The 19,569-nt window shown below is 37.3% G+C and carries 15 protein-coding genes; 14 read left to right on the top strand and 1 reads right to left on the bottom strand.

The genetic code is table 11. The features are described 5' to 3' along the window. Positions 1-4 precede the first annotated feature (4 nt). The 14 genes from I6U50_RS12355 (at position 5) to I6U50_RS12290 (ending at position 18,838) form a co-directional block, all read left to right on the top strand. Complete coding sequence (locus I6U50_RS12355) at positions 5-1,408, top strand: arylsulfatase (RefSeq protein WP_232805933.1); 1,404 nt, start codon at positions 5-7, stop codon at positions 1,406-1,408. A gap of 12 nt (positions 1,409-1,420) precedes the next feature. Next, positions 1,421-2,968: a sulfatase-like hydrolase/transferase gene (locus tag I6U50_RS12350; protein ID WP_198639050.1), complete on the top strand. Its 1,548-nt coding sequence runs from the start codon at positions 1,421-1,423 to the stop codon at positions 2,966-2,968. 141 nt (positions 2,969-3,109) lie between these two features. Further along, complete coding sequence (locus I6U50_RS12345; RefSeq protein WP_198639049.1) at positions 3,110-4,255, top strand: SIS domain-containing protein; 1,146 nt, start codon at positions 3,110-3,112, stop codon at positions 4,253-4,255. Beyond that, the gene (locus I6U50_RS12340) at positions 4,252-5,175 is read left to right on the top strand and encodes a 1-phosphofructokinase family hexose kinase (RefSeq protein WP_198639048.1); all 924 of its coding nucleotides are present in this window, start codon (positions 4,252-4,254) and stop codon (positions 5,173-5,175) included. Before I6U50_RS12345 ends, I6U50_RS12340 begins: the two co-directional genes overlap by 4 nt. Next, a complete protein-coding gene (locus I6U50_RS12335; protein WP_198639047.1) occupies positions 5,168-6,112 on the top strand; it encodes a carbohydrate kinase family protein in 945 nt (314 codons plus the stop codon). Before I6U50_RS12340 ends, I6U50_RS12335 begins: the two co-directional genes overlap by 8 nt. Beyond that, the gene (locus tag I6U50_RS12330; RefSeq protein ID WP_193710678.1) at positions 6,112-6,936 is read left to right on the top strand and encodes a class II fructose-bisphosphate aldolase; all 825 of its coding nucleotides are present in this window, start codon (positions 6,112-6,114) and stop codon (positions 6,934-6,936) included. Before I6U50_RS12335 ends, I6U50_RS12330 begins: the two co-directional genes overlap by 1 nt. Before the next feature lie 107 nt (positions 6,937-7,043). Next, positions 7,044-8,033: an amidohydrolase family protein gene (locus tag I6U50_RS12325; RefSeq protein WP_198639046.1), complete on the top strand. Its 990-nt coding sequence runs from the start codon at positions 7,044-7,046 to the stop codon at positions 8,031-8,033. 78 nt (positions 8,034-8,111) lie between these two features. Further along, the gene (locus I6U50_RS12320; protein ID WP_198639045.1) at positions 8,112-9,521 is read left to right on the top strand and encodes a Gfo/Idh/MocA family protein; all 1,410 of its coding nucleotides are present in this window, start codon (positions 8,112-8,114) and stop codon (positions 9,519-9,521) included. 334 nt (positions 9,522-9,855) lie between these two features. Beyond that, positions 9,856-10,626 (top strand): transcriptional repressor AgaR, encoded by a 771-nt coding sequence (gene agaR / locus I6U50_RS12315; protein ID WP_193710681.1) that lies wholly within the window; start codon positions 9,856-9,858, stop codon positions 10,624-10,626. A 47-nt stretch (positions 10,627-10,673) separates the two neighbouring features. Continuing rightward, positions 10,674-11,570, top strand: coding sequence for a dihydrodipicolinate synthase family protein (locus I6U50_RS12310; RefSeq protein WP_198628380.1), 897 nt, complete (start codon positions 10,674-10,676; stop codon positions 11,568-11,570). A gap of 90 nt (positions 11,571-11,660) precedes the next feature. After that, on the top strand, positions 11,661-14,933 hold the full coding sequence (locus I6U50_RS12305) for a SusC/RagA family TonB-linked outer membrane protein (RefSeq protein ID WP_232805932.1): 3,273 nt from the start codon (positions 11,661-11,663) through the stop codon (positions 14,931-14,933). Positions 14,934-14,945: 12 nt separating this feature from the next. Beyond that, positions 14,946-16,451: a RagB/SusD family nutrient uptake outer membrane protein gene (locus I6U50_RS12300; protein ID WP_198639044.1), complete on the top strand. Its 1,506-nt coding sequence runs from the start codon at positions 14,946-14,948 to the stop codon at positions 16,449-16,451. A gap of 189 nt (positions 16,452-16,640) precedes the next feature. Then, positions 16,641-17,765 carry a sialidase family protein gene (locus I6U50_RS12295; RefSeq protein WP_198639043.1) on the top strand — a complete coding sequence of 375 codons (1,125 nt, stop codon included), beginning with the start codon at positions 16,641-16,643 and terminating at the stop codon, positions 17,763-17,765. 275 nt (positions 17,766-18,040) lie between these two features. After that, positions 18,041-18,838 (top strand): 3-keto-disaccharide hydrolase, encoded by a 798-nt coding sequence (locus I6U50_RS12290; protein WP_198639042.1) that lies wholly within the window; start codon positions 18,041-18,043, stop codon positions 18,836-18,838. On the opposite strand, the gene I6U50_RS12285 is transcribed toward I6U50_RS12290, so the two are convergent. After that, complete coding sequence (locus I6U50_RS12285) at positions 18,822-19,562, bottom strand: FadR/GntR family transcriptional regulator (protein WP_193710686.1); 741 nt, start codon at positions 19,560-19,562, stop codon at positions 18,822-18,824. The two genes, I6U50_RS12290 and I6U50_RS12285, sit on opposite strands and share 17 nt — an antisense overlap. Positions 19,563-19,569: the final 7 nt, after the last annotated feature.

Raw genomic sequence — 19,569 nt, 5'->3', positions numbered from 1 at the left:
ATAGATGAAAAAATATATTAGCATAGCTGTCATGAGCCTTATTTTAAGTGCTTGTGGTAGTAATGCTTCAAAAGAAGAGAAGAAGCCAAATATTGTTTTTATTATGGCTGATGATTTGGGGATTGGTGATTTGGGGGTGTACGGTCAGGATGTTTTTGAGACTCCTAATATCGATAAGTTGGCTGCTGAAGGCATGAAGTTTGAAAATTTTTATGCCGGTAGTACTGTTTGTGCTCCTTCACGTGCGGCTTTGTTGACCGGGCAGCATACCGGGAGTACTCATGTTAGGGGGAATGGGGAATTTCCTCTGGATCCAGATAAAAAGATTATTCCCGAGATCTTAAAAGAACAAGGTTATACTACCGGAATGTATGGTAAGTGGGGCTTGGGTTTAAAAGGTTCTTCAGGTTCACCTGAAAAGAGAGGTTGGGACGAATTTAAAGGTCATTTGCATCATGTAGATGCTCATTTTCAAATGCCTGATTCTCTTGATGTGATTAAGGAGGGTAAGCTGGAAAAGGAAAAAACGCCTGAAAATAGCTACGCAAACGAATTGTTTACAGATGCTGCAGTTAATTTTATTGAAAACCAGGAAGCCGGCAATCCCTTTTTTCTTTACTTGTCTTTTACAATTCCGCACGCTGAACTCCTTGTTCCTAATGAATTTATGGAAAACCACCTTACCGAAGATGGAGAAAGTAAATATAAACCCGAAAAAGCCTGGCCGGAAGGACGTCATTATGGAGGGCAAAAATATCCAAAAGCCGCCTATGCAGCATTGGTTGAGAGTATAGATGCTTATGTTGGTCGGGTAATGGACGCGCTTAAACAAAAGGGGTATGATGAGAATACCTTAATAGTGTTTACAAGTGATAATGGCACTCACCTTGAAGGAGGGAGAACCCAGGCCGATGTAGATTTCTTTGAGAGTAGCGGGGTGCATAGAGGTGTAAAACGTGATCTTTATGAAGGTGGAATAAAGGAACCTTTTATAGTAAGGTGGCCGGCCGTTGTTGAGGCGGGAACTACTAGCGATTTTAAAGGAGCTTTTTGGGATGTTTATCCTACTTTTTCTGAGATTGTAGGTTTGCCTATAGAAAACGAGGCAGTAGATGGAATATCATTTCTTCCTACTTTGAGGAATGAAGGAGACCAAAAACAACACGATTACCTATATTGGGAGTTTCATGAATTTGGAGGAAAACAGGCTTTGTTAAAAGGTGATTGGAAGGTTGTACGCCTTGGTGTGAATAAAAACCCCGATGCTCCGGTAGAGCTATACAATATTTCTAGTGACCCCGGCGAAAAGAAAAACCTTGCAGAAACTAATCCGGAAAAAGCAAAAGAGTTGCAAATGTTAATGGATTCAGTGAGGGCCGTAAGTGAGATAGAAACTTTTAACTTTTAATATTATACTCCTATGATAAAATTCAAAAACCTCTTTTTTATTTTAATCTTATTTTCTGCTTGTAAAGATAAAGCTGAAAACCAAGAACCTAATCAGGTACACCCAAATATAGTATTAATTTATGCTGATGATTTAGGTTATGGCGATTTGAGTGCATATGGAGGAGAAATTTCTACCCCTAATATCGATAAGTTGGCGGAAAATGGATTAAAGCATACCAATGCCTATGCTACTTCTTCTATTTGTACACCATCTCGTTTTTCGATGTTAACAGGTGAATATTCGTGGAGACAAATTGGAAGCGGTGTTGCAGCGGGAAATGATGGTGCTTTAATTAAACCAGGTACTACAACTTTACAGGGGGTGTTGCAAAATGCCGGATATAGTACAGCTATAGTAGGAAAATGGCATCTTGGATTGGGAAATGAAAATGGACCTGACTGGAACGGGAAAATCACCCCTGGCCCTTTAGAGGTAGGCTTTGATTATGCTTTTATGATTCCTGCTACTGGAGATAGGGTTCCTACTGTTTTTGTTGAAAACCATCAAATAGTTAATCTTGATCCTGAAGATCCTATAAAGGTAAGTTATAAAGAAAAATTGGGTGATAATCCAACTGGAAAAGAAAATCCGGAACTCTTGAAAATGGATTATTCACATGGTCACAATCAATCTATTGTGAATGGGATAAGTCGTATAGGCTATCAAACCGGAGGGGAATCCGCTCTATGGAAGGACGAAGATTTTGCGGATATTTTTGTTGAGAAATCGGCGGAATTTATGGAGGATAATAGCAGTTCACCTTTCTTTTTGTTTTTTTCGGCTCATGACATTCACGTGCCTCGTGCACCACACCAGAGGTTTGTAGGGAAAAGTGGTAAAGGTCTTCGCGGTGATGCAATCTTGCAATTGGATTGGACTGTAGGTGCAATTGTTAAAAAACTTGAGGATTTAGGTGTTAGAGAGAACACACTAATAATTGTTTCTAGCGACAATGGCCCTGTTACGGATGATGGGTATAAAGATATGTCTGATGAATTTTTAGGTAATCATAAACCCGCTGGAAATTTAAGTGGTGGTAAATACAGTGTTTTAGAAGCCGGAACAAAAATACCATTAATTGTAAACTGGCCTGGAGTTGTAAGACCTAATACTGTTTCTGAGGCTTTGATTAGTCAGGTTGATTTTTTACGCTCTTTTGCTAGTTTGACTGGAATTGAGGTAGCCATAAAGAATGCACCGGATAGTTTCGATCTTCATAAAGCGCTTCTCGGTGAACATTTGAGAGGAAGGGAAAGTCTGGTTCAAATGGGAACATCTAATGGTTTTAGCTTTATTAAAAATAACTATAAATATATAGTGCCAAATAATGCTAGTCCAGAAATAACCTGGGGACCTGATGTAAAAACAGGTTTTTCTCAGGAAGATCAGTTGTTTAATCTTAAAATAGATCCAACTGAGAGTAATAATATAGCCAAACAGAAACCTGATATTTTAGACTCTTTAAAGAAAGAATATAAGCGCATCCGGGATAGTGGTTCAAGCTATTTAAATAATTAATAAACATAAAATTTTCGTTTGGATAGAAAATATTTGTTTTTTATATAATTAGAGAGTTAAAAATTTTTATTTAATAAATAAATTATTTTTATTTGAAGAATGAAACATAATGGATTGGTGTAATATTATAAGAAGAGTATTTTGAAAACAAAAAAATCAGCATATACAAAAAAAGAAATCGAAGGCCAGCCTAAATTGTGGCAGTTGGTTTATAATTTAATTTTGGCAGAGGAACAAGGGATTAAAGATTTTCTGGGGCCTCTGTTTGAACAAAAAGATTTGGAAATTATACTAACAGGAGCCGGTTCATCGGCGTTTGTTGGGGAAGCAGCGCAAGGTTTGGTGCAAATAAATACGGGCTGCCTAACCAGGGCGATAGCAACAACCGATTTGGTGACGCATCCCGAGAACTTTTTTCCGAATAATAATAAACCTGTTCTTTTGGTTTCTTTTGCCCGTTCAGGGAACAGTCCTGAAAGTGTAGAAGCTGTAAACCTTGCCAATAAGTTCTGTTCTAATATCCATCATTTGGTAATTACCTGTAATAAAGAAGGTGAACTTTATAAGTATAGTGAAGCCAATACTAAAAATGCTTTAGCTGTTTTGCTTCCTGAAGAGGCCAACGATAAGAGTTTGGCGATGACAGGAAGTTTTACTTCAATGTTGTTAAGTGTTTTATTGGTGTGTAGTAGGGGTAGTGTAGTAAACTTTGAGCATGAAGTAGGTAAAATAATTGAGCAGGGAGATCTAATTCTAAATAGTTATGAGTCTCTTAAGGAGCTTACACACTTAGATTTTGATAGAGTGGTGTTCCTTGGTTCAGGTCCTATGCTAGGTATTGCTCGTGAATGTCATTTGAAATTACAGGAATTAACCGATGGTAAGGTGGTTTGTAAACACGATTCCTTTTTAGGTTTTAGACATGGGCCCAGGGCCGTTACCAACGAAAAGACTCTGGTAGTATATCTTTTTTCAGGATCGGAACATGTTTATCGATATGAACGTGATCTTGCCGTTTCAATTGGTGCAGATCCAAGGGGCATCTGGTCTTTAAGTGTAGGAAGGAAAGAAGATCAGGAAATCAATGCAAACCTTAACCTGGATTTGCAGTTTGAACAAGATCAGCAATTTAATGTTGTTCCTGCTACTATAATAGGGCAGGTGCTGGGATATTACAAATCTTTGCAGCTAGGCCTTGATCCGGATAATCCTTCGGTTTCCGGCACGATAAGTAGAGTAGTGCAGGGTGTTACAATTTATGATTACCCCGAAAATGTAAATATATGATTCTTAGTCTGTGCTTAAACCCATCCATCGATTCTTATGCGCATATCAAGGATTTTGAACCGGGTTCGGTAAACCGCATAGAGAGCCTTAAAGAATACCCCGGTGGAAAGGGGGTTCACGTGGCTATGGCGCTGGCCGAGCTGGGAACCAATTCCCGGCTTTTAGGTTTTTGGGGTGGCGCAGCCGGTGAATGGATAAAAAAACAATGTGAAGCACTTAAAGTAGCTTCAAACGGAGTTTCCGTTTCCGGGAATAACCGCAAATGTTATACTTTTATTTCAGAAAATTCAGCTTTACACCATACAGAATTGTTAGAGCCCGGTCCGACACTTAGTGTTAATGATTTTGAAAATTTTTTAGAAGTTTTTCAGAATGAATCGGCTAAGAGTGATTTTATCTGTATCTCGGGATCCTGCCCTAAAAACACCCCGGAAGATGCTTATGCGCAACTTATTAGAATAGCCAAACAACAGCAAAAAAAAGTTATTCTGGATTGTACAGGTATTCAATTGGAAAAGGCGCTTGAAGAAGGTTTTTTTGGAATTCATCTAAACCATATTGAAGCAAAATCCCTTTGTGGAAGTTCCAAAATTGAAGACTTACAGGAATTCTTTGGTGATAAGGTTCAATTAATAGCTCTAACCCGTGGAAGTGAAGGTCTGGAATTAGCCTACGAAAATAAAATTATAAAATCCCAAATTAAACTTCCGCGGGAAGAGATAATAAGTACGGTAGGGAGTGGTGACTGTTTAACCGCAGGAATTGCTTTTGCCTTGCATAAACAACTAAAGCATTCAGAAATAGCTGCCTGGGGTGCCGCCTGTGGTACTGCAAACTGCCTTAATGAAGACCTGGGAATGTTGAAAAAAGAGGATGTAGAAAGAATGTTGAAAAAGGTGCAAATTAAGACGTATGAGTAACAAAAAAATATTGGTAGTTGGAGAACTTAATATAGATCTCATTTTAAATAATATTCAGGGTTTTCCCGAAGTAGGTGCAGAAAAGGTTGCTGAAAATATGGATTTTACCCTGGGTAGTTCTTCGGCTATTTTGGCTTCTAATATAGCCTCTCTTGGTATTTCAACTTCCTTTAGCGGATTGTTGGGTAAAGATAATTTTGGGGAATTTATTCTTAACCAACTACAGTCTAAAAATGTAGATACCCGTTTTGTTCAATTTAGTGATCAGTATAAAACCGGGATTACCGTAGTGATGAATTATGATCAGGACCGTGCAAATGTTACCTACTGTGGGGCTATGGATGTTTTTAATATCAACCAGTTGCCATGGGAGCATATTCAGGAATTTGACCATCTTCATTTTTCAAATTATTTTCTACAAGCTGCTATGCGGCCATCTATTGTTGAATTGTTTAAAAAGGCCAAAGAAGCCGGTCTTAGCACTTCTTTAGATTTACAGGTAGACCCTAACGATGCATGGGACTTTAACTATAAAGATTGTTTGCCTTATGTAGATGTTTTTCTTCCCAATGAAAATGAAATTATAAAGCTAAGCGGAAAGGATACACTTGAAGATGCGGTTGAAGAAATAAGAAAGTATAGTAATATTCTTGCTCTTAAACTAGGGGATAAAGGCGGGCGTGTGCTTACGGAAGCAGAAGATATCAGTATAGCACCTTACCTGAATAATGCCTATAAAGATGCTATTGGCGCAGGCGATTCTTTTAATGCAGGTTTCCTTAAAAAGTACCTGGAAGGTGCTAGCTTAAAAGACTGTTTAGAATATGCAAATCTTACGGGTTCTTTGAGTACTACTGCTGCGGGAGGAACCGGTGCATTCGGCCAAAAAGATGAAATTGATATAAAAATTGAACAAATTAGGAATAAGGAATTATAATGAAATTAAAAGATAAATTACAGCAATTACGAAGTGAAGGCCGTGGAATTTTAGCCACTAATTTTTATAACGTAGAAACCCTGCACGGAGTCTTAGCTGCTGCGGCAGAAATGAACGAACCATTAATCCTGCAACTTACACAGAGCTCTATAGACTATATGGGGCTGGAAACTGCGGTAAATTTAGGCCGTACTGGGTTGAAACAATTTGGTGTGGAAGGTTGGATACATCTAGATCATGGCGGTTCGGTAGAATTGGCGCAGCGTTGTTTAGACGCCGGTTTTGATTCGGTAATGATAGATGGTAGTGAACTGCCTTTTGAGGAAAATATAAAAATAACCAAAGAAGTTGTTGAAAGAGCTAAAAAGTATGGGGCACATGTAGAAGCCGAATTAGGCTATGTGGCTAAGCTAGGGCAATCTCACGACGATAAGGTTTTTACTCAACCCGAAGAGGCTAAGCAATTTGTAGAAGAAACCGGTATTGATGCACTTGCCATTGCTATAGGTACTGCACACGGATTCTATAAGCAAGAACCTGAATTACAATTAGACTTGCTGGAGAGAATTGCTGAAGCTACTCCGGTAGGATTGGTGTTGCACGGAGGTTCTGGGGTTCCCGGTTCACAAATGCAAGCCGCTATTACCCGCGGTATTTGCAAAGTAAACCTGGCTACAGAAATCAAGAATATTTTTATGAAAACCCTGCAAAGCGAATTGAGAAATAATGAGGAAATAGATTTAAGAAAGGTGTTTCCTGTAGCTACTGCAGAAATAACCAAACTGGTTAAGGGAAGATTGGAAATAGTAAAAAACAATGTTTAGAATTAGCAGGTATAAAGAATAATAAGCCTTTAAAATATATGCCAGGGGTTAAGTTTTGGGAATATTCTTTATTATCTAGCGTTGCTTAAATAGAAAAATTAAATCTTATGATATCAAAATTTATAGACGCTCACGTTCATTTAAACACGCTTTCTTCAGAGAAAATGGAGAAAATGATGGAGTATAACGCCGGCTTTCTCTCTATAAATACCAATATTCCATTTTTTGAGGGAATTGAGGAGCAGGAAAAGATAATCTTAGAATTTCAAAAGAAATATCCGGGCAGAATAAAATATTTTACGACTTTCAACTTTAAAAAATGGGGACAGCCCGATTTTGTTGAAGATGCTATTGCACAAATAAAACGTGGTTTAAACAATGGTGCGGTAGGGGTGAAGATATGGAAAGACCTGGGCTTTGATTATCACAAACCAGATGGTAGTTTTGTAATGATAGACGACCCAATATTCGACCCTATTTTTGAATATATCCAGGAGAATAATATTATGCTTATAGGGCACCAGGGAGAACCAAGAAATTGTTGGTTGCCACTGGATGAAATGACCGTAGATTCAGATAGAAATTATTTTAAAGAACATCCCGAATATCATATGTTCCTTCAAAAAGAATATCCTTCTTACGAAGAGCAAATGCAGGCTAGGGATAATATGCTGGAAAAATTCCCGGGAATCACCTATGTGGGGCTTCACCTTTTTAGTATGGAGTGGAGTATAGACGAAGTGTCTAAACGCCTGGAGAAATACCCTAAAACTTTTACCGATGTTGCCGAAAGGGTTTGTCATTTACAACTCCAGGCAAAAGACAACTGGCAGGGAGTTCGTGACTTTATATTGAAATATCAGGACAGGATTATTTACGGTACCGATGTTATAGACGATGGAAATACACCTGCGACCGAAATTGCTGAACGTTTTGAATGGCTATGGAATTTTCATTATGATTTCTTTGCAACCGATAAGGTGTTGGAAGCGCCTGAATTTAAAGGAGAATTTAAGGGTTTAAATCTACCTGAAGATGTGGTAGAAAAAATATTCTATTCTAACGCCAAAAGAATTTACGGATTTACAGATTTTTAATTAAGAATAAAAAAATCATTTCTACAGGATATAAACTGTTGTTAGGAATGACTGCTCATTAGAATTAATACTTTTATTATGAAAAATAACCGAAGAGATTTTTTAAGAATTACCGGTCTTGGTGGACTTGGTTTAGTTACCGGAAGTGCGCTAAGTTGTAAAGGGCCAGAAACTTTATTGGCAAATACGCCTACGGGGCCGCAACAGTTTAATATGAGTGGTTATGCTGCTCCAAAATTAGAAACTGTACGAATAGGTTTTATTGGGTTGGGGATGAGAGGACCCGGTGCAGTGTATAGAATGAGTCAGATTGAAGGGGTTGAGATTAAAGCTTTATGTGATTTGCGCCCGGAACAGACTGAAAAAGTAAAGGCTGAATTGGCAGATACTGCACACGATCCAGATTTGTATTCGGGTAGTGATAACGCGTGGAAGGAGATGGTAGACCGGGACGATTTAGATTTAATCTATATCGCTACTCCCTGGGATTGGCATACACCTATGGCTGTTTATGCTATGGAAGCCGGTAAGCACGCTGCAGTTGAAGTACCTGCTGCAAAAACCATTGATGAATGTTGGGAGCTTGTAGAAACTTCAGAGCGAACAAAAAAGCATTGTATGATGCTGGAAAATTGCTGCTACGATTTCTTCGAGTTACTTACTTTAAATATGGCACGTCAGGGATATTTCGGTGAAATTATTCATGGAGAAGGAGCGTATATTCACGATTTGTTAGACCTTAATTTCCGTAAGGATGCTTATGAAGATATGTGGCGTTTAAGAGAAAACTACGAAAGAGATGGAAACTTGTACCCAACACACGGGCTTGGGCCTATTTGCCAAATAATGAATGTGAATAGAGGAGATCAAATGGATTATTTGACTTCACTTTCAAGCAACGATTACCATATGGCGGCAAAAGCCAAAGAATTGGCTCAGGACGATCCTTTCTATAACCAGTTTGTTGGTAAACAATACGCGGGTAATATGAATACTACCATGATTAAAACCAAAAACGGTAAAAGTATCATGGTTCAGCACGATGTTACTTCACCACGTCCATATTCACGTATTCACCTGGTGAGTGGTACCGAAGCCTTTGCAAGAAAATGGCCTACCCCGGGGAGAGTAGCTAAAGGACATTCCTGGTTGAATGAAAAAGAAATGACAGAGTTGGAAAAGAAATATACTCCCGAAATTGTTAAGAAAGTTGGAGATATGGCTAAAAAAGTAGGTGGCCATGGAGGTATGGATTTTATTATGGATTGGAGGTTGATAGATAGCCTTAGAAACGGTTTACCACTAGATCAGGATGTATATGATGCAGCTTTATGGAGTGCAATTACGCCACTCTCGGTAGACTCTGTGAATAATAGAGCGCAATCTATGGATATACCTGACTTTACAAGGGGAGCCTGGAAGAATAACGCTCCGGTAGATATTACATTAGACGGTGGAGGAACCACTAATGTTATTTTAAGAAGTTAGAAATCCTTTACTACAAAAAATAATTTTATAATTTTTTGTAGTAAATTTTCAAACGAAATATTTTTTTTAATAAATTCCTGTTTTTGTTGTAATCATTAACAGGAATTTTTTATTTTTTATCTAATTTTGAATTAAATTTATTAAAATTCATAATTAGACTTGTAAAAAAGTAAATGATCTTTTTTGGAAGCTTAAAAAATGTTATGGCAATAGAGCATTTTCATTCTCAGTGAAAAATAATTGTATTGGAAAATTATCTTGTTTTTTATTTCTAATAGTAGTTTTGAATGTTTATACTCTTTTGCTAAAAGTAATAATATATTAAAAATAATTTATGAGAAAAGCCGCAGCCCGCCGATCAAAAATATTGGAAATCCTCGATGAATTTAATAAAGTTAACGTTACTGATTTAAGTGAAAAGTTTCAGGTTAGTGAGGTTACAATTCGAAATGACTTAGATAAACTCGAAAAAAATAAGCTGTTGGTGAGGGCTCACGGTGGTGCTTTTAAGACCAATAATCTAGCACTGGCTGTATCGGAGAAAAAAAGCATTAACCGCGATCTAAAACGTTTAATTGGAAAAATGGCGGTAGATCTTATACAAGAGAACGACTCTATTATCCTGGACTCGGGTACTACTACTTTTGAGATTGCAAGTAATTTGGGTAAATTCAATGAAATAACTGTCATTTCCAATGCGCTGGATATTGTAAATAACCTTGCACAGTTTGATAATCTTAAAGTTTATATGCCAGGAGGCTATTTAAAAGAATTTTCTATGTCGCTGGTAGGTCCTATGGCCGAACGCAATTTAAAACAGCTCTTTTGCAATAAATTATTTCTTGGAGTTGATAGCATTAGAAGTAATGTTGGTTTCTTTACACACCATATGGAGGAGGCCTACTTAAACCAGATTATGATAGATATTGCCGAAGAAGTAATTGTGGTGGCAGATTCTACTAAATTTAAAAAAACCGGACTTGCTTTTATTCAGAATTTTGAAAAGGTAGATAAACTTATTACAGACGATGGTATTGATGAAGCAGATCTTTTAATGCTTAAAAAGAATAACGTGGAAGTTTTAATTGCCAGAACGAGTGAATAGAAACTAAAAATTTATATATTTGATATGTAATACATAATACATATCAAATGAAGAACATGTTTGCGGCGACTTATGCGCCAATGAAAGAAGATTTTAGTCTTAATCCGGAAGTAGTTGCCAACTATTCCAAATTTTTGTTACGAAATAAAGTATTTGGGGTTTTTATAAATGGTTCTACTGGAGATTTTGTTTCACTTACCGGAAATGAGCGTATTGAACTTCTTGAAGCCTGGTCTGAGCAACGAGACAACGGACTTTACTTAATTAATCACGTAGGTAGCAATAGTTTAAAAGAGGCAGAAGATTTGGCGAAAGCTTCAGTAGGTAAAGCTGATGCGATTGCAGCTATAGCTCCTTTTTATTTTAAGCCTGCCAGTTTACAGCAATTACTGGATTATTGTAAGGCAATTGCTGTTAAAGCTAACGACCTACCTTTTTACTATTATCATTTACCAGTTTTAACCGGTGTGAACTTTTCTATGACTGCTTTCGCAGAAATGGCTAAAAAGCAAATCCCAAACTTTGCCGGGATAAAATTCACAGAAAATAACCTGGTAGAATTCCAAAAAACAAATCTAAATCATCCCGACCTGGATATATTCTTTGGTGTAGATGAGGCTTTTTGCTCTTCCTTGAGTTCATTGTCAAAAGGTTGGGTTGGAAGCACTTACAATCATTTAAGCCCGCTTTTTCATGAAATTAAAGCTGAATCTGACAAAGGCAACTTCCAAAAGGTATTAAAATTACAAAATTTGGTAGTTACGTTTGTAGAAACCCTTAGTAGCTATGGTAGTTTTAATGGAAGTGGAAAAAGTTTTATGTCGGCATTAGGGGTAAATTGTGGACCATCCCGTTTCCCTCACCCAACTTTATCGACAGAAGAATTGGAAAATGTCTCTAAAACCTTCGATACCATAGGGGTATCCGCTTATTTTTCGTCATAGGCAAAATTTTTTTATAAAATTATTATGTATAACATAATGCATTTGTTTACATTAGCAATGTTAAAAAACAACAAATTAAATCTTAATTTTATGAGAAAAAGATTAAACTTTCTTGAATATGCGCTCCAAAGCATATTCTTAGTGAAACATGGAAAGGCTCCGAATAGGGGGCTTCTTGCTGCACTTATGCTAGTTTGTTTTGGGTTTGCCTTAAATGCCCAGGATATTGAAATTTCAGGGGTTGTTTCTGATGAAACCGGTATGCCCTTGCCTGGTGTTAACGTAATTGTAAAGAATACCAGCAGGGGAGTACAAACAGATTTTGACGGGAAGTATACCATTTCTGCCAGCGCCGGGGAAACTTTGGTTTTTAGCTACCTTGGCTTTAAAACTTCCGAAATCGATGTAGCGGCAAATACTTCAAATCTAGATGTAGTCTTGCAGGAAGATTTGTCTGGTTTAGATGAGGTAGTGGTTACAGGATACGGGAAACAATCCAGGGCGAAGTTAACCACTTCTATCGCCAAAATGGATACCCGTATTCTTGAAACTTCCACTCGCTCTAATGCGGCAACTGCTTTGCAAGGTACGATTCCCGGCCTACGAGTTACCAATAATACCGGACAGCCCGGTGCTACTCCAAATATTGTATTAAGAGGAGGGACAAGCTTTGACGGTTCGGGTTCTCCTTTGATATTAATTGATGGTGTTCCCGGTAGTTTTTATGCTTTAAACTCCGATGATATCGAATCTATAGAGGTGTTAAAGGATGCAGCTGCAACCGCTATTTATGGGGCAAGAGCTGCAAATGGAGTGGTGTTGGTGACTACCAAAACTGGTGAAGGTGGTAAGTCTACCATAACTTATAAACAAAAGTATAGTATTAACTATAAAAGGGAAACACCAGATTACCTAGATGCTGCCAACTTTATAAAATATAACCGACAGGCTATTTTATATTATAATGAAGCTACCGGAAGAAATAATTTTGACGCCGGATTCTTAAATGGAGCTTTAGCTTTTGGAACAGGCGGTAATACAACCAACTCGCCATTTACCACCCAATATTTAACCAACGAAAATAGGTATTTATTGGATTATCCAGGTTGGGGTACAGTTACAGACCCGGTAGATCCAAGTAAAGAAATTTTGTTTCGCCAAAATGATGTTGGGGATTTAATTTATCAGCCCAGCACCTCTACCGACCATTATATTGGTTTTCAGGGCGGAAATGAAAAAGGATCTTATTTTGCCAGTTTAGGGTATTTAGATAACGATGGGTTAATATTAGGTTCAGGGTTTAAAAGATATTCCGGGAAATTTACCGGTTCGTATAATATTTCAGATAGTTTTAGAGTGAACTCAAATATTCTATATGCACACTCTAATCTGAATTTAAGTCCGCTGGGAAGCAATAACACGGTTTTTAGAAGATTTGCGGGCCAGGCACCAACATCCAGAACTTATAATAATAATCCTGATGGAAGTCTTTCTGACGATTTAAACCCAGGAACGAATCCAGGCTTTGGTAACCCGTTGTATTATCAGGATAAATTTATCAGAGATAATGTGGAACAAAGACTAACGGCATCGGTTGGGATAGACTGGGATTTAATGTCTAATCTTACATTTTCTCTTACAGGAAGCCATTTTACAGTAAATAATTTGGATGAATCATTTAATAAAGCTTATTTAAGTGGAAGTTCTTTGATTGAAACAAGAAATGCTTCAGCCAGAGCGCAGAAAACACTTAGAAATCAACTTACCGGTACTTTAAATTATACGAAATCTGTTGATAAGCATTATTTCGACTTGCTTTTGGGAGCTGAATATTACCGCGATGAATATTTTACATTTAGCGCAGGTACTAAAAACTCCCCAACAGATTTAATTCCTACGCTTAATGCCGGTGCTGAATCCAATGGAGTTCCTTCAAGTTTTAGAACCCTTCAGGTAATTGCGTCAGGTTTTGGACGTTTTAATTATGATTACGACGATAGATATTTAGTGGGACTAACTTTTAGATATGATGGTTCTTCCAGGTTAGGAAATAACAAATACGGTTTTTTCCCGGGTGTATCTTTAGGATGGAATGCACATAACGAAAATTTCTTTAAAGATTCTGATATTAAAAATGTTTTTACTAAAATTAAACCCAGACTTAGTTATGGGGTAAATGGTAATCTTGAGGTTTTAGGTAATTTTAGTTCTTTTGGTTCTTATGGATCGCAGGGAGTTTACGATGGGCAAACCGGTTATGCCAATACTTCTTTGCCAACATTAGATTTGAGATGGGAGAGGTCTACTACCACAAACTTTGGTCTGGATGTTTCGTTATTTGATAATAGAATAAACTTAATTGCCGATTATTTTATTCGTGATGTAGAGGATAAGCTTTCTAACTTAACACTTCCTTATTGGACAGGATTCAGTGGAATAACTACCAATAATGGTATCTTAAGAAATAAAGGTTTTGAATTGCAATTAGGAGCAGATTTAGTTCGTGGAGAAGATTTTCAATGGTCTTTAAATGGTACCTTATCTAAAATCAAAAACTTTGTAGTAGAATTACCTGAAAATGATAACGAATTAAATCGCCAGGGCGGAACTCAAATTTACAACCCTAATACCGGAGAATTAGAATGGGTTGGAGGTTTACAGGAAGGCCAACGTGTTGGTAACGATTTGGTGGTAACTTACGTACAGGATTATATTTATGCCAACCAGGCAGAAGTAGATGCCGATGCCAATGTTCAGGATGATTTTCTACCAGATCCTTTTAAGCGGTATCCCGGGGATGTGGCTTGGGTAGATGTTAACGGTGACGATGTAATTAACAGTTACGATAGAAAGGTGATTGGACGAACTACTCCTGATTTTTACGGCGGACTTTCAACAAATATGAGTTATAAGAACTTTAGCTTGTATCTGAAAACAGATTTTGCTGCGGGCCATGTAATTTATAATCATATTCGCGGAAAAGGTTTGGCGCAAACCCAGGGTAACTTAAATCAGGATGCTTTAGTACTTGATTCCTGGACTCCTGAAAATACCGATACCGATGTACCAAGATTTGTTTTTGTTGATGCCCAGGATAACATTTTTAGAGGAAATGAAGGTACGGTAAATAGCCGGTTTTGGGAAAAAGGAGATTATTTGGCAATAAGGGAGTTAACCCTTAGCTACGATCTTCCTACAGAGAAGTTTACCGATAAAATAACAAAGTTGAGTTTATATCTAACCGGTACCAACCTTCATTATTTTAAAAGTTACAGTGGAGACACCCCCGAATTAGGTGGATATCAGGCGGGAGAATTCCCTCTACCGAGAACATTTACTTTAGGACTTAATTTAACCCTTTAAAAAGATATCAAGATGAAATTTATATATATAGTTTTAGCCTTATTTGTGCTAAGTTCTTGTGATAGTCAATTAGAGATTGATGCGCCAAGTGAACTTACCTATAATGGCTTTTGGGAAAGTGAAAATGGAGCTCGAGCAGCACATTCAGGACTCTACGGTACTTTTAGAGGTGCTGCAAATACCTTTTGGGTATTGGGAGCCATTAGGAGTGATGTTTGGGGAGGTCAAACCTTTGAATCTCCCTTTTATCAGGACCTTATAGAGTCTAATATTACCGTTTCTACAGCTCCCTTTGGAGGTTGGGGTGGTTTTTATTCTAGAATTCATAAGTTGAATGACTTTATTCAAAATGTTCCTAATATAGAATTTAATAATCCAGAAGATAAAGAACATATGTTGGGCCAGGCTTATGGCTTAAGGGCATATTACTATTATACCTTATTAAAAACCTGGGGGGCTGTACCAATTAGTGAGGAAATATTGAGTACAACATCGCCCGATGGATTGAGTAAAGGACGATCTTCAGAAGAAGAAGTGATGCAGTTTATAAAAGCCGATATACAACGATCTTTAGATGCTTTTGGCGAAGATGCATCCTTCTGGAATGGCAACAAAAATTATTGGTCTAAAGCTGCTACCTTAACTTTAAAAGGAGATGCATATATCTGGTCTGGTAATTTGCTTGGTGGTGGTAACACTGATTTTACCGAAGCTAAAAATGCCCTGGAACAGGTGGGGCAAATAGCTAATGTTGGTTTGGTTGAAAGTTATACCGACCTATGGGGAGCAGATAACGAAAACAATAGTGAGTTTATTTTTGCTATTCAATACGCCGAAGATGAGGCCGGGAATTTCTATAACGCCTTTACCGGAAGAAGTACCGAAATTTGGCCACAGTTTGATGAAGATGGAAATTCTATGGAAGGCTTTATTATAGCCGGTTCTAACCGTTATGGCCCCAGTGAAAAAACACTTTTATTGTCTGATGACAATCTGGATGCCAGAAAAGATCAAACTTTTATAAGACTGTACAGCGATTCTAATAACGGGGCAGGTTATCCTGACTATAATGCCAATAAATATTTTGGTTCAGTCTTAAATAAGTTTTTAGGACGTGTAGATGGAAGTGTTAGAATTTTTGATAGCGATATCCCTGTGTATAGGTATGCCGATGTGGTTTTACTAATGGCAGAAGCTAAAAATTATTTAGGTGAGGATCCATCTTCAGAAATAAATCTAATTAGGGAAAGAGCCTATGGAGATGATTACGATCCAGCAATTCACGCTTATTCAAATGGATCTAAAGCAGAGAATACCGAAGCTATTCTGAATGAACGTTATGTTGAATTTATAGCTGAAGGAAAAAGATGGTGGGATTTGAGAAGAGCCGGTGATCAATACGTGATAGATAATGTTGAGTTTCTGGACGAGGGCGACGAATATAAGTTGAAATTGCCAATTACCTTAGATATGATAGGTAGAAATCCACTACTGGAACAGACTGAAGGCTATGAATAATAATTAACCCCATGTTTATTATTTGTTTGTTAGCAGTAAAAGGCCGCTTTGGCGGCCTTTTATAATTAAATTAGTAAATTATCTCGTAGCCGTGCCTATAAGTGTTTTATTATATATTTTAAATTAATAACCAGAGGCGGGCTTCTGAGCATTAAACCGCTAGTATAGATTAAATTAAATTGATTAAAAATGAAAAAATTAGTAGTACTATTAGTATTAAGTGGCTTTTTACAGAGTTGCAAGAGTAATAATAATGAAAAAGAAAAAGAAGTAGAGGAAGTAAAAGAGGCTAAAGAAAAGGAATTGGTCTTTACAGACTTATTTAATGCCACAAATAAAGAAGATATTGCTTGTTACCGTATTCCATCTTTAATAACCGCGCCTAATGGAGACCTTATAGCTGCCATAGACGAACGCGTGCCTTCCTGTGCCGATTTAAGAGGTAGTAAAAACATAAATATTGTTCAGCGCAGAAGTACCGATAATGGTAAAACATGGAGTGATATTGAAACCGTTGTGAATTTCCCCGAAGGAGAATCGGCATCAGACCCTTCTATGATTGTAGATGAAGAAACTGGCGAAATGTTCATGTTCTATAATTTTATGGATTTGGAAAATGAGCATAATGTTTATTATTTACACGTAGTTAGCAGTAAAGACAACGGTGAAACCTGGAGTGAACCCAGAGATATTACCAACCAGATTGCCAAAGAAGAATGGCATAAAGATTTTAAGTTTATTACATCGGGTAGGGGAACACAAACCAGTTCTGGAAGGTTGTTGCATACCCTGGTAAACCTTGATAACGGCTTGCATTTATTTGGGAGTGATGACCATGGTAAAACCTGGTTTTTAATAGATACACCTATAAAGCCTGCCGATGAATCTAAAGTAATAGAACTCGCAGACGGTAGGTATATGATTAATGCCCGGGTTAATACCGGAGAAGGTCACCGTTATGTGCATATCTCTGAAGATAAAGGTGAAACCTGGGAAACCCGCGCCGAAACTAAATTAACCGATCCGGGAAATAATGCCAGTATTATTAGGTACAGTCATGAAGGGGCTGATGAAAAAAACAGACTGCTTTTTTCAAACTCTAATAGTGCCGATTCCAGGGAGAACTTAAGTGTTCGCATTAGTTATGATGAAGGGGAAACCTGGAGCGAAGCAAAAACTATCTATGAGGGGGCTGCAGCTTACTCAGATTTAACCGTGCTGGAAAACGGGGAAATTGGTGTGTTTTTTGAAGCCGATAATTATACAAGAAATCTCTTTACAAGCTTTTCTTTAGATTGGTTAACCGATAAATAAGAACTTTATATATCGGTTTTACCCATTCGATGAATGAAACCGCTATAAGTTAGACCTCACAGATACTGAAATCTGTGAGGTCTCTTATATTAGGGCCCATTAGAATGTATTAGCGATAGAATAGTTTTTTTAGTAATAATATTGTTTGCGAATACTCAGTTAAATTTTATGTTTAATTAACTATCAATATTAAATATATGGAGGGCTGAACTTTTTGTCAATTCTATTGTTCTAAAAACCATTTTAATACTTAAATTTCCCATTTTTAAAATTAGATGAAATTGAATAAAATAAAGACTTTTTGTTATTTAATAGGCGTTTTCGCTTTAGTTGGGTGTAAATTAAACAACACGAAAGCCGTAAAAAATGATTCCTGGGAATATTTATTTAATGGTAAAAACCTAGATAATTGGATCGTTAAAATTCATAAACATGAGTTGGGAGACAATTATGCCAATACTTTTCAGGTAAAAGATGGTGCTATTCAGGTTAGTTATAAAGATTACGAAAAATTTGATGAGCGCTATGGTCATCTTTTTTATAAAGAACCCTTCTCTAATTATCATTTAAAATTTGAATATCGCTTTACCGAAGAATGGCTGGAAGATGCTCCCGGTTATACGTATAGAAATAGTGGGGTAATGTTTCATTCCCAGAATCCCAAAACAATTTTAAAAGATCAGGATTGGCCTATATCGGTGGAATACCAAATGCTTGCCGATGCCGAAGACGGCAATCCGCGGCCAACCGGAAATATGTGTTCTCCCGGAACAGAAGTTTTCTATAAAGGCAAAATGGATCCCCGCCATTGTATAAATTCTTCTTCAAATACGTATCCCTGGAACGAATGGGTGCAGGCCGAATTGATTGTGCAAGATAGCCTGGTTACCCATAAAGTGAATGGCGAAATAGTCTTAACCTACACAAAAACACAAATAGGAGGTGGTACTACTAATGGTTATAATCCTGAAATAAAACAAGACGGTAAAATGTTAACCGAAGGCTATATTGGTTTGCAGGCTGAAGGCCAGGGCGTATTGTTCCGGGAAATTAAAATTAAACGTCTGAAATAGTGTTTTTATCACTTTCTCCCTTAAAAATTGAATCAAAGTGAGGCTCTAAATGGTGGCGCATGGCATTTCTAAAGGTTTCGGGGGTTCCAATCTTTATATTGTCCATTAACATTCTATGGGTTACAAAACGTCCCGATGAATATCTATGTTTAAAATCCTGGGGTGTGTTTTTAAGGTGAACATATTCAAAAACCGGCAATAACAATTGCTGAAAACCTTGTAAGGTTTTATTATCAGAAATTTGGTAAAGTTTTCCGTGGAAGGCTATTTCTTTATCCAGGCTAAAATAACTTTTGTCCAATTCTTGTTCTTCTTCCTCTTCTCTTACAACAATCTCTTCCAGTTCATCCAGGTCTTTTTGGGTTTTTCTTTCAAATAGAAAATCTGCCATTCCCATCTCCAAAATCAGTCGTAGCTCAAAAAGGTTTTTTAAAATACCTGTGCCAAGAAGGCTGGGGTCCAAGACACGGGAAAAATTATTTATAATATCGGGCTCTGTAAGTACCATACCCCGGTGTTTTTTAGATTCTACCAGTCCCAGAGTTCTTAACCTTAATAGGGCTTCTCTTATCACCGTTCGACTAACACCCAGAGATTCCGAAAATTCCAGCTCTTTCGGGATAGGGTCTCCAGGTTTTAAGTTATTATTTTTAAAAAATTCTAATAGCCGTATTTCCACTTTATCAACAAGGGAAAGCGTATCAATTGGTTTTAAATTCTTCATAGTTTGC

Source organism: Salegentibacter maritimus, from assembly GCF_016236975.1.
In the GTDB taxonomy this organism is placed as follows: Bacteria; Bacteroidota; Bacteroidia; order Flavobacteriales; family Flavobacteriaceae; genus Salegentibacter; species Salegentibacter maritimus.
The sequence above is the reverse complement of the archived record's forward strand: the minus strand, read 5'-3'. Positions and strand labels throughout refer to the sequence as shown.

Excerpts from the sequence above, each read along its gene's own strand:
- I6U50_RS12355 (WP_232805933.1), top strand. The coding sequence starts at position 5 with ATGAAAAAATATATTAGCATAGCTGTCATGAGCCTTATTTTAAGTGCT.
- I6U50_RS12350 (WP_198639050.1), top strand. The coding sequence starts at position 1,421 with ATGATAAAATTCAAAAACCTCTTTTTTATTTTAATCTTATTTTCTGCT.
- I6U50_RS12340 (WP_198639048.1), top strand. The coding sequence starts at position 4,252 with ATGATTCTTAGTCTGTGCTTAAACCCATCCATCGATTCTTATGCGCAT.
- I6U50_RS12335 (WP_198639047.1), top strand. The coding sequence starts at position 5,168 with ATGAGTAACAAAAAAATATTGGTAGTTGGAGAACTTAATATAGATCTC.
- I6U50_RS12330 (WP_193710678.1), top strand. The coding sequence starts at position 6,112 with ATGAAATTAAAAGATAAATTACAGCAATTACGAAGTGAAGGCCGTGGA.
- I6U50_RS12325 (WP_198639046.1), top strand. The coding sequence starts at position 7,044 with ATGATATCAAAATTTATAGACGCTCACGTTCATTTAAACACGCTTTCT.
- I6U50_RS12320 (WP_198639045.1), top strand. The coding sequence starts at position 8,112 with ATGAAAAATAACCGAAGAGATTTTTTAAGAATTACCGGTCTTGGTGGA.
- agaR (WP_193710681.1), top strand. The coding sequence starts at position 9,856 with ATGAGAAAAGCCGCAGCCCGCCGATCAAAAATATTGGAAATCCTCGAT.
- I6U50_RS12310 (WP_198628380.1), top strand. The coding sequence starts at position 10,674 with ATGAAGAACATGTTTGCGGCGACTTATGCGCCAATGAAAGAAGATTTT.
- I6U50_RS12305 (WP_232805932.1), top strand. The coding sequence starts at position 11,661 with ATGAGAAAAAGATTAAACTTTCTTGAATATGCGCTCCAAAGCATATTC.
- I6U50_RS12300 (WP_198639044.1), top strand. The coding sequence starts at position 14,946 with ATGAAATTTATATATATAGTTTTAGCCTTATTTGTGCTAAGTTCTTGT.
- I6U50_RS12295 (WP_198639043.1), top strand. The coding sequence starts at position 16,641 with ATGAAAAAATTAGTAGTACTATTAGTATTAAGTGGCTTTTTACAGAGT.
- I6U50_RS12290 (WP_198639042.1), top strand. The coding sequence starts at position 18,041 with ATGAAATTGAATAAAATAAAGACTTTTTGTTATTTAATAGGCGTTTTC.
- I6U50_RS12285 (WP_193710686.1), bottom strand. The coding sequence starts at position 19,562 with ATGAAGAATTTAAAACCAATTGATACGCTTTCCCTTGTTGATAAAGTG.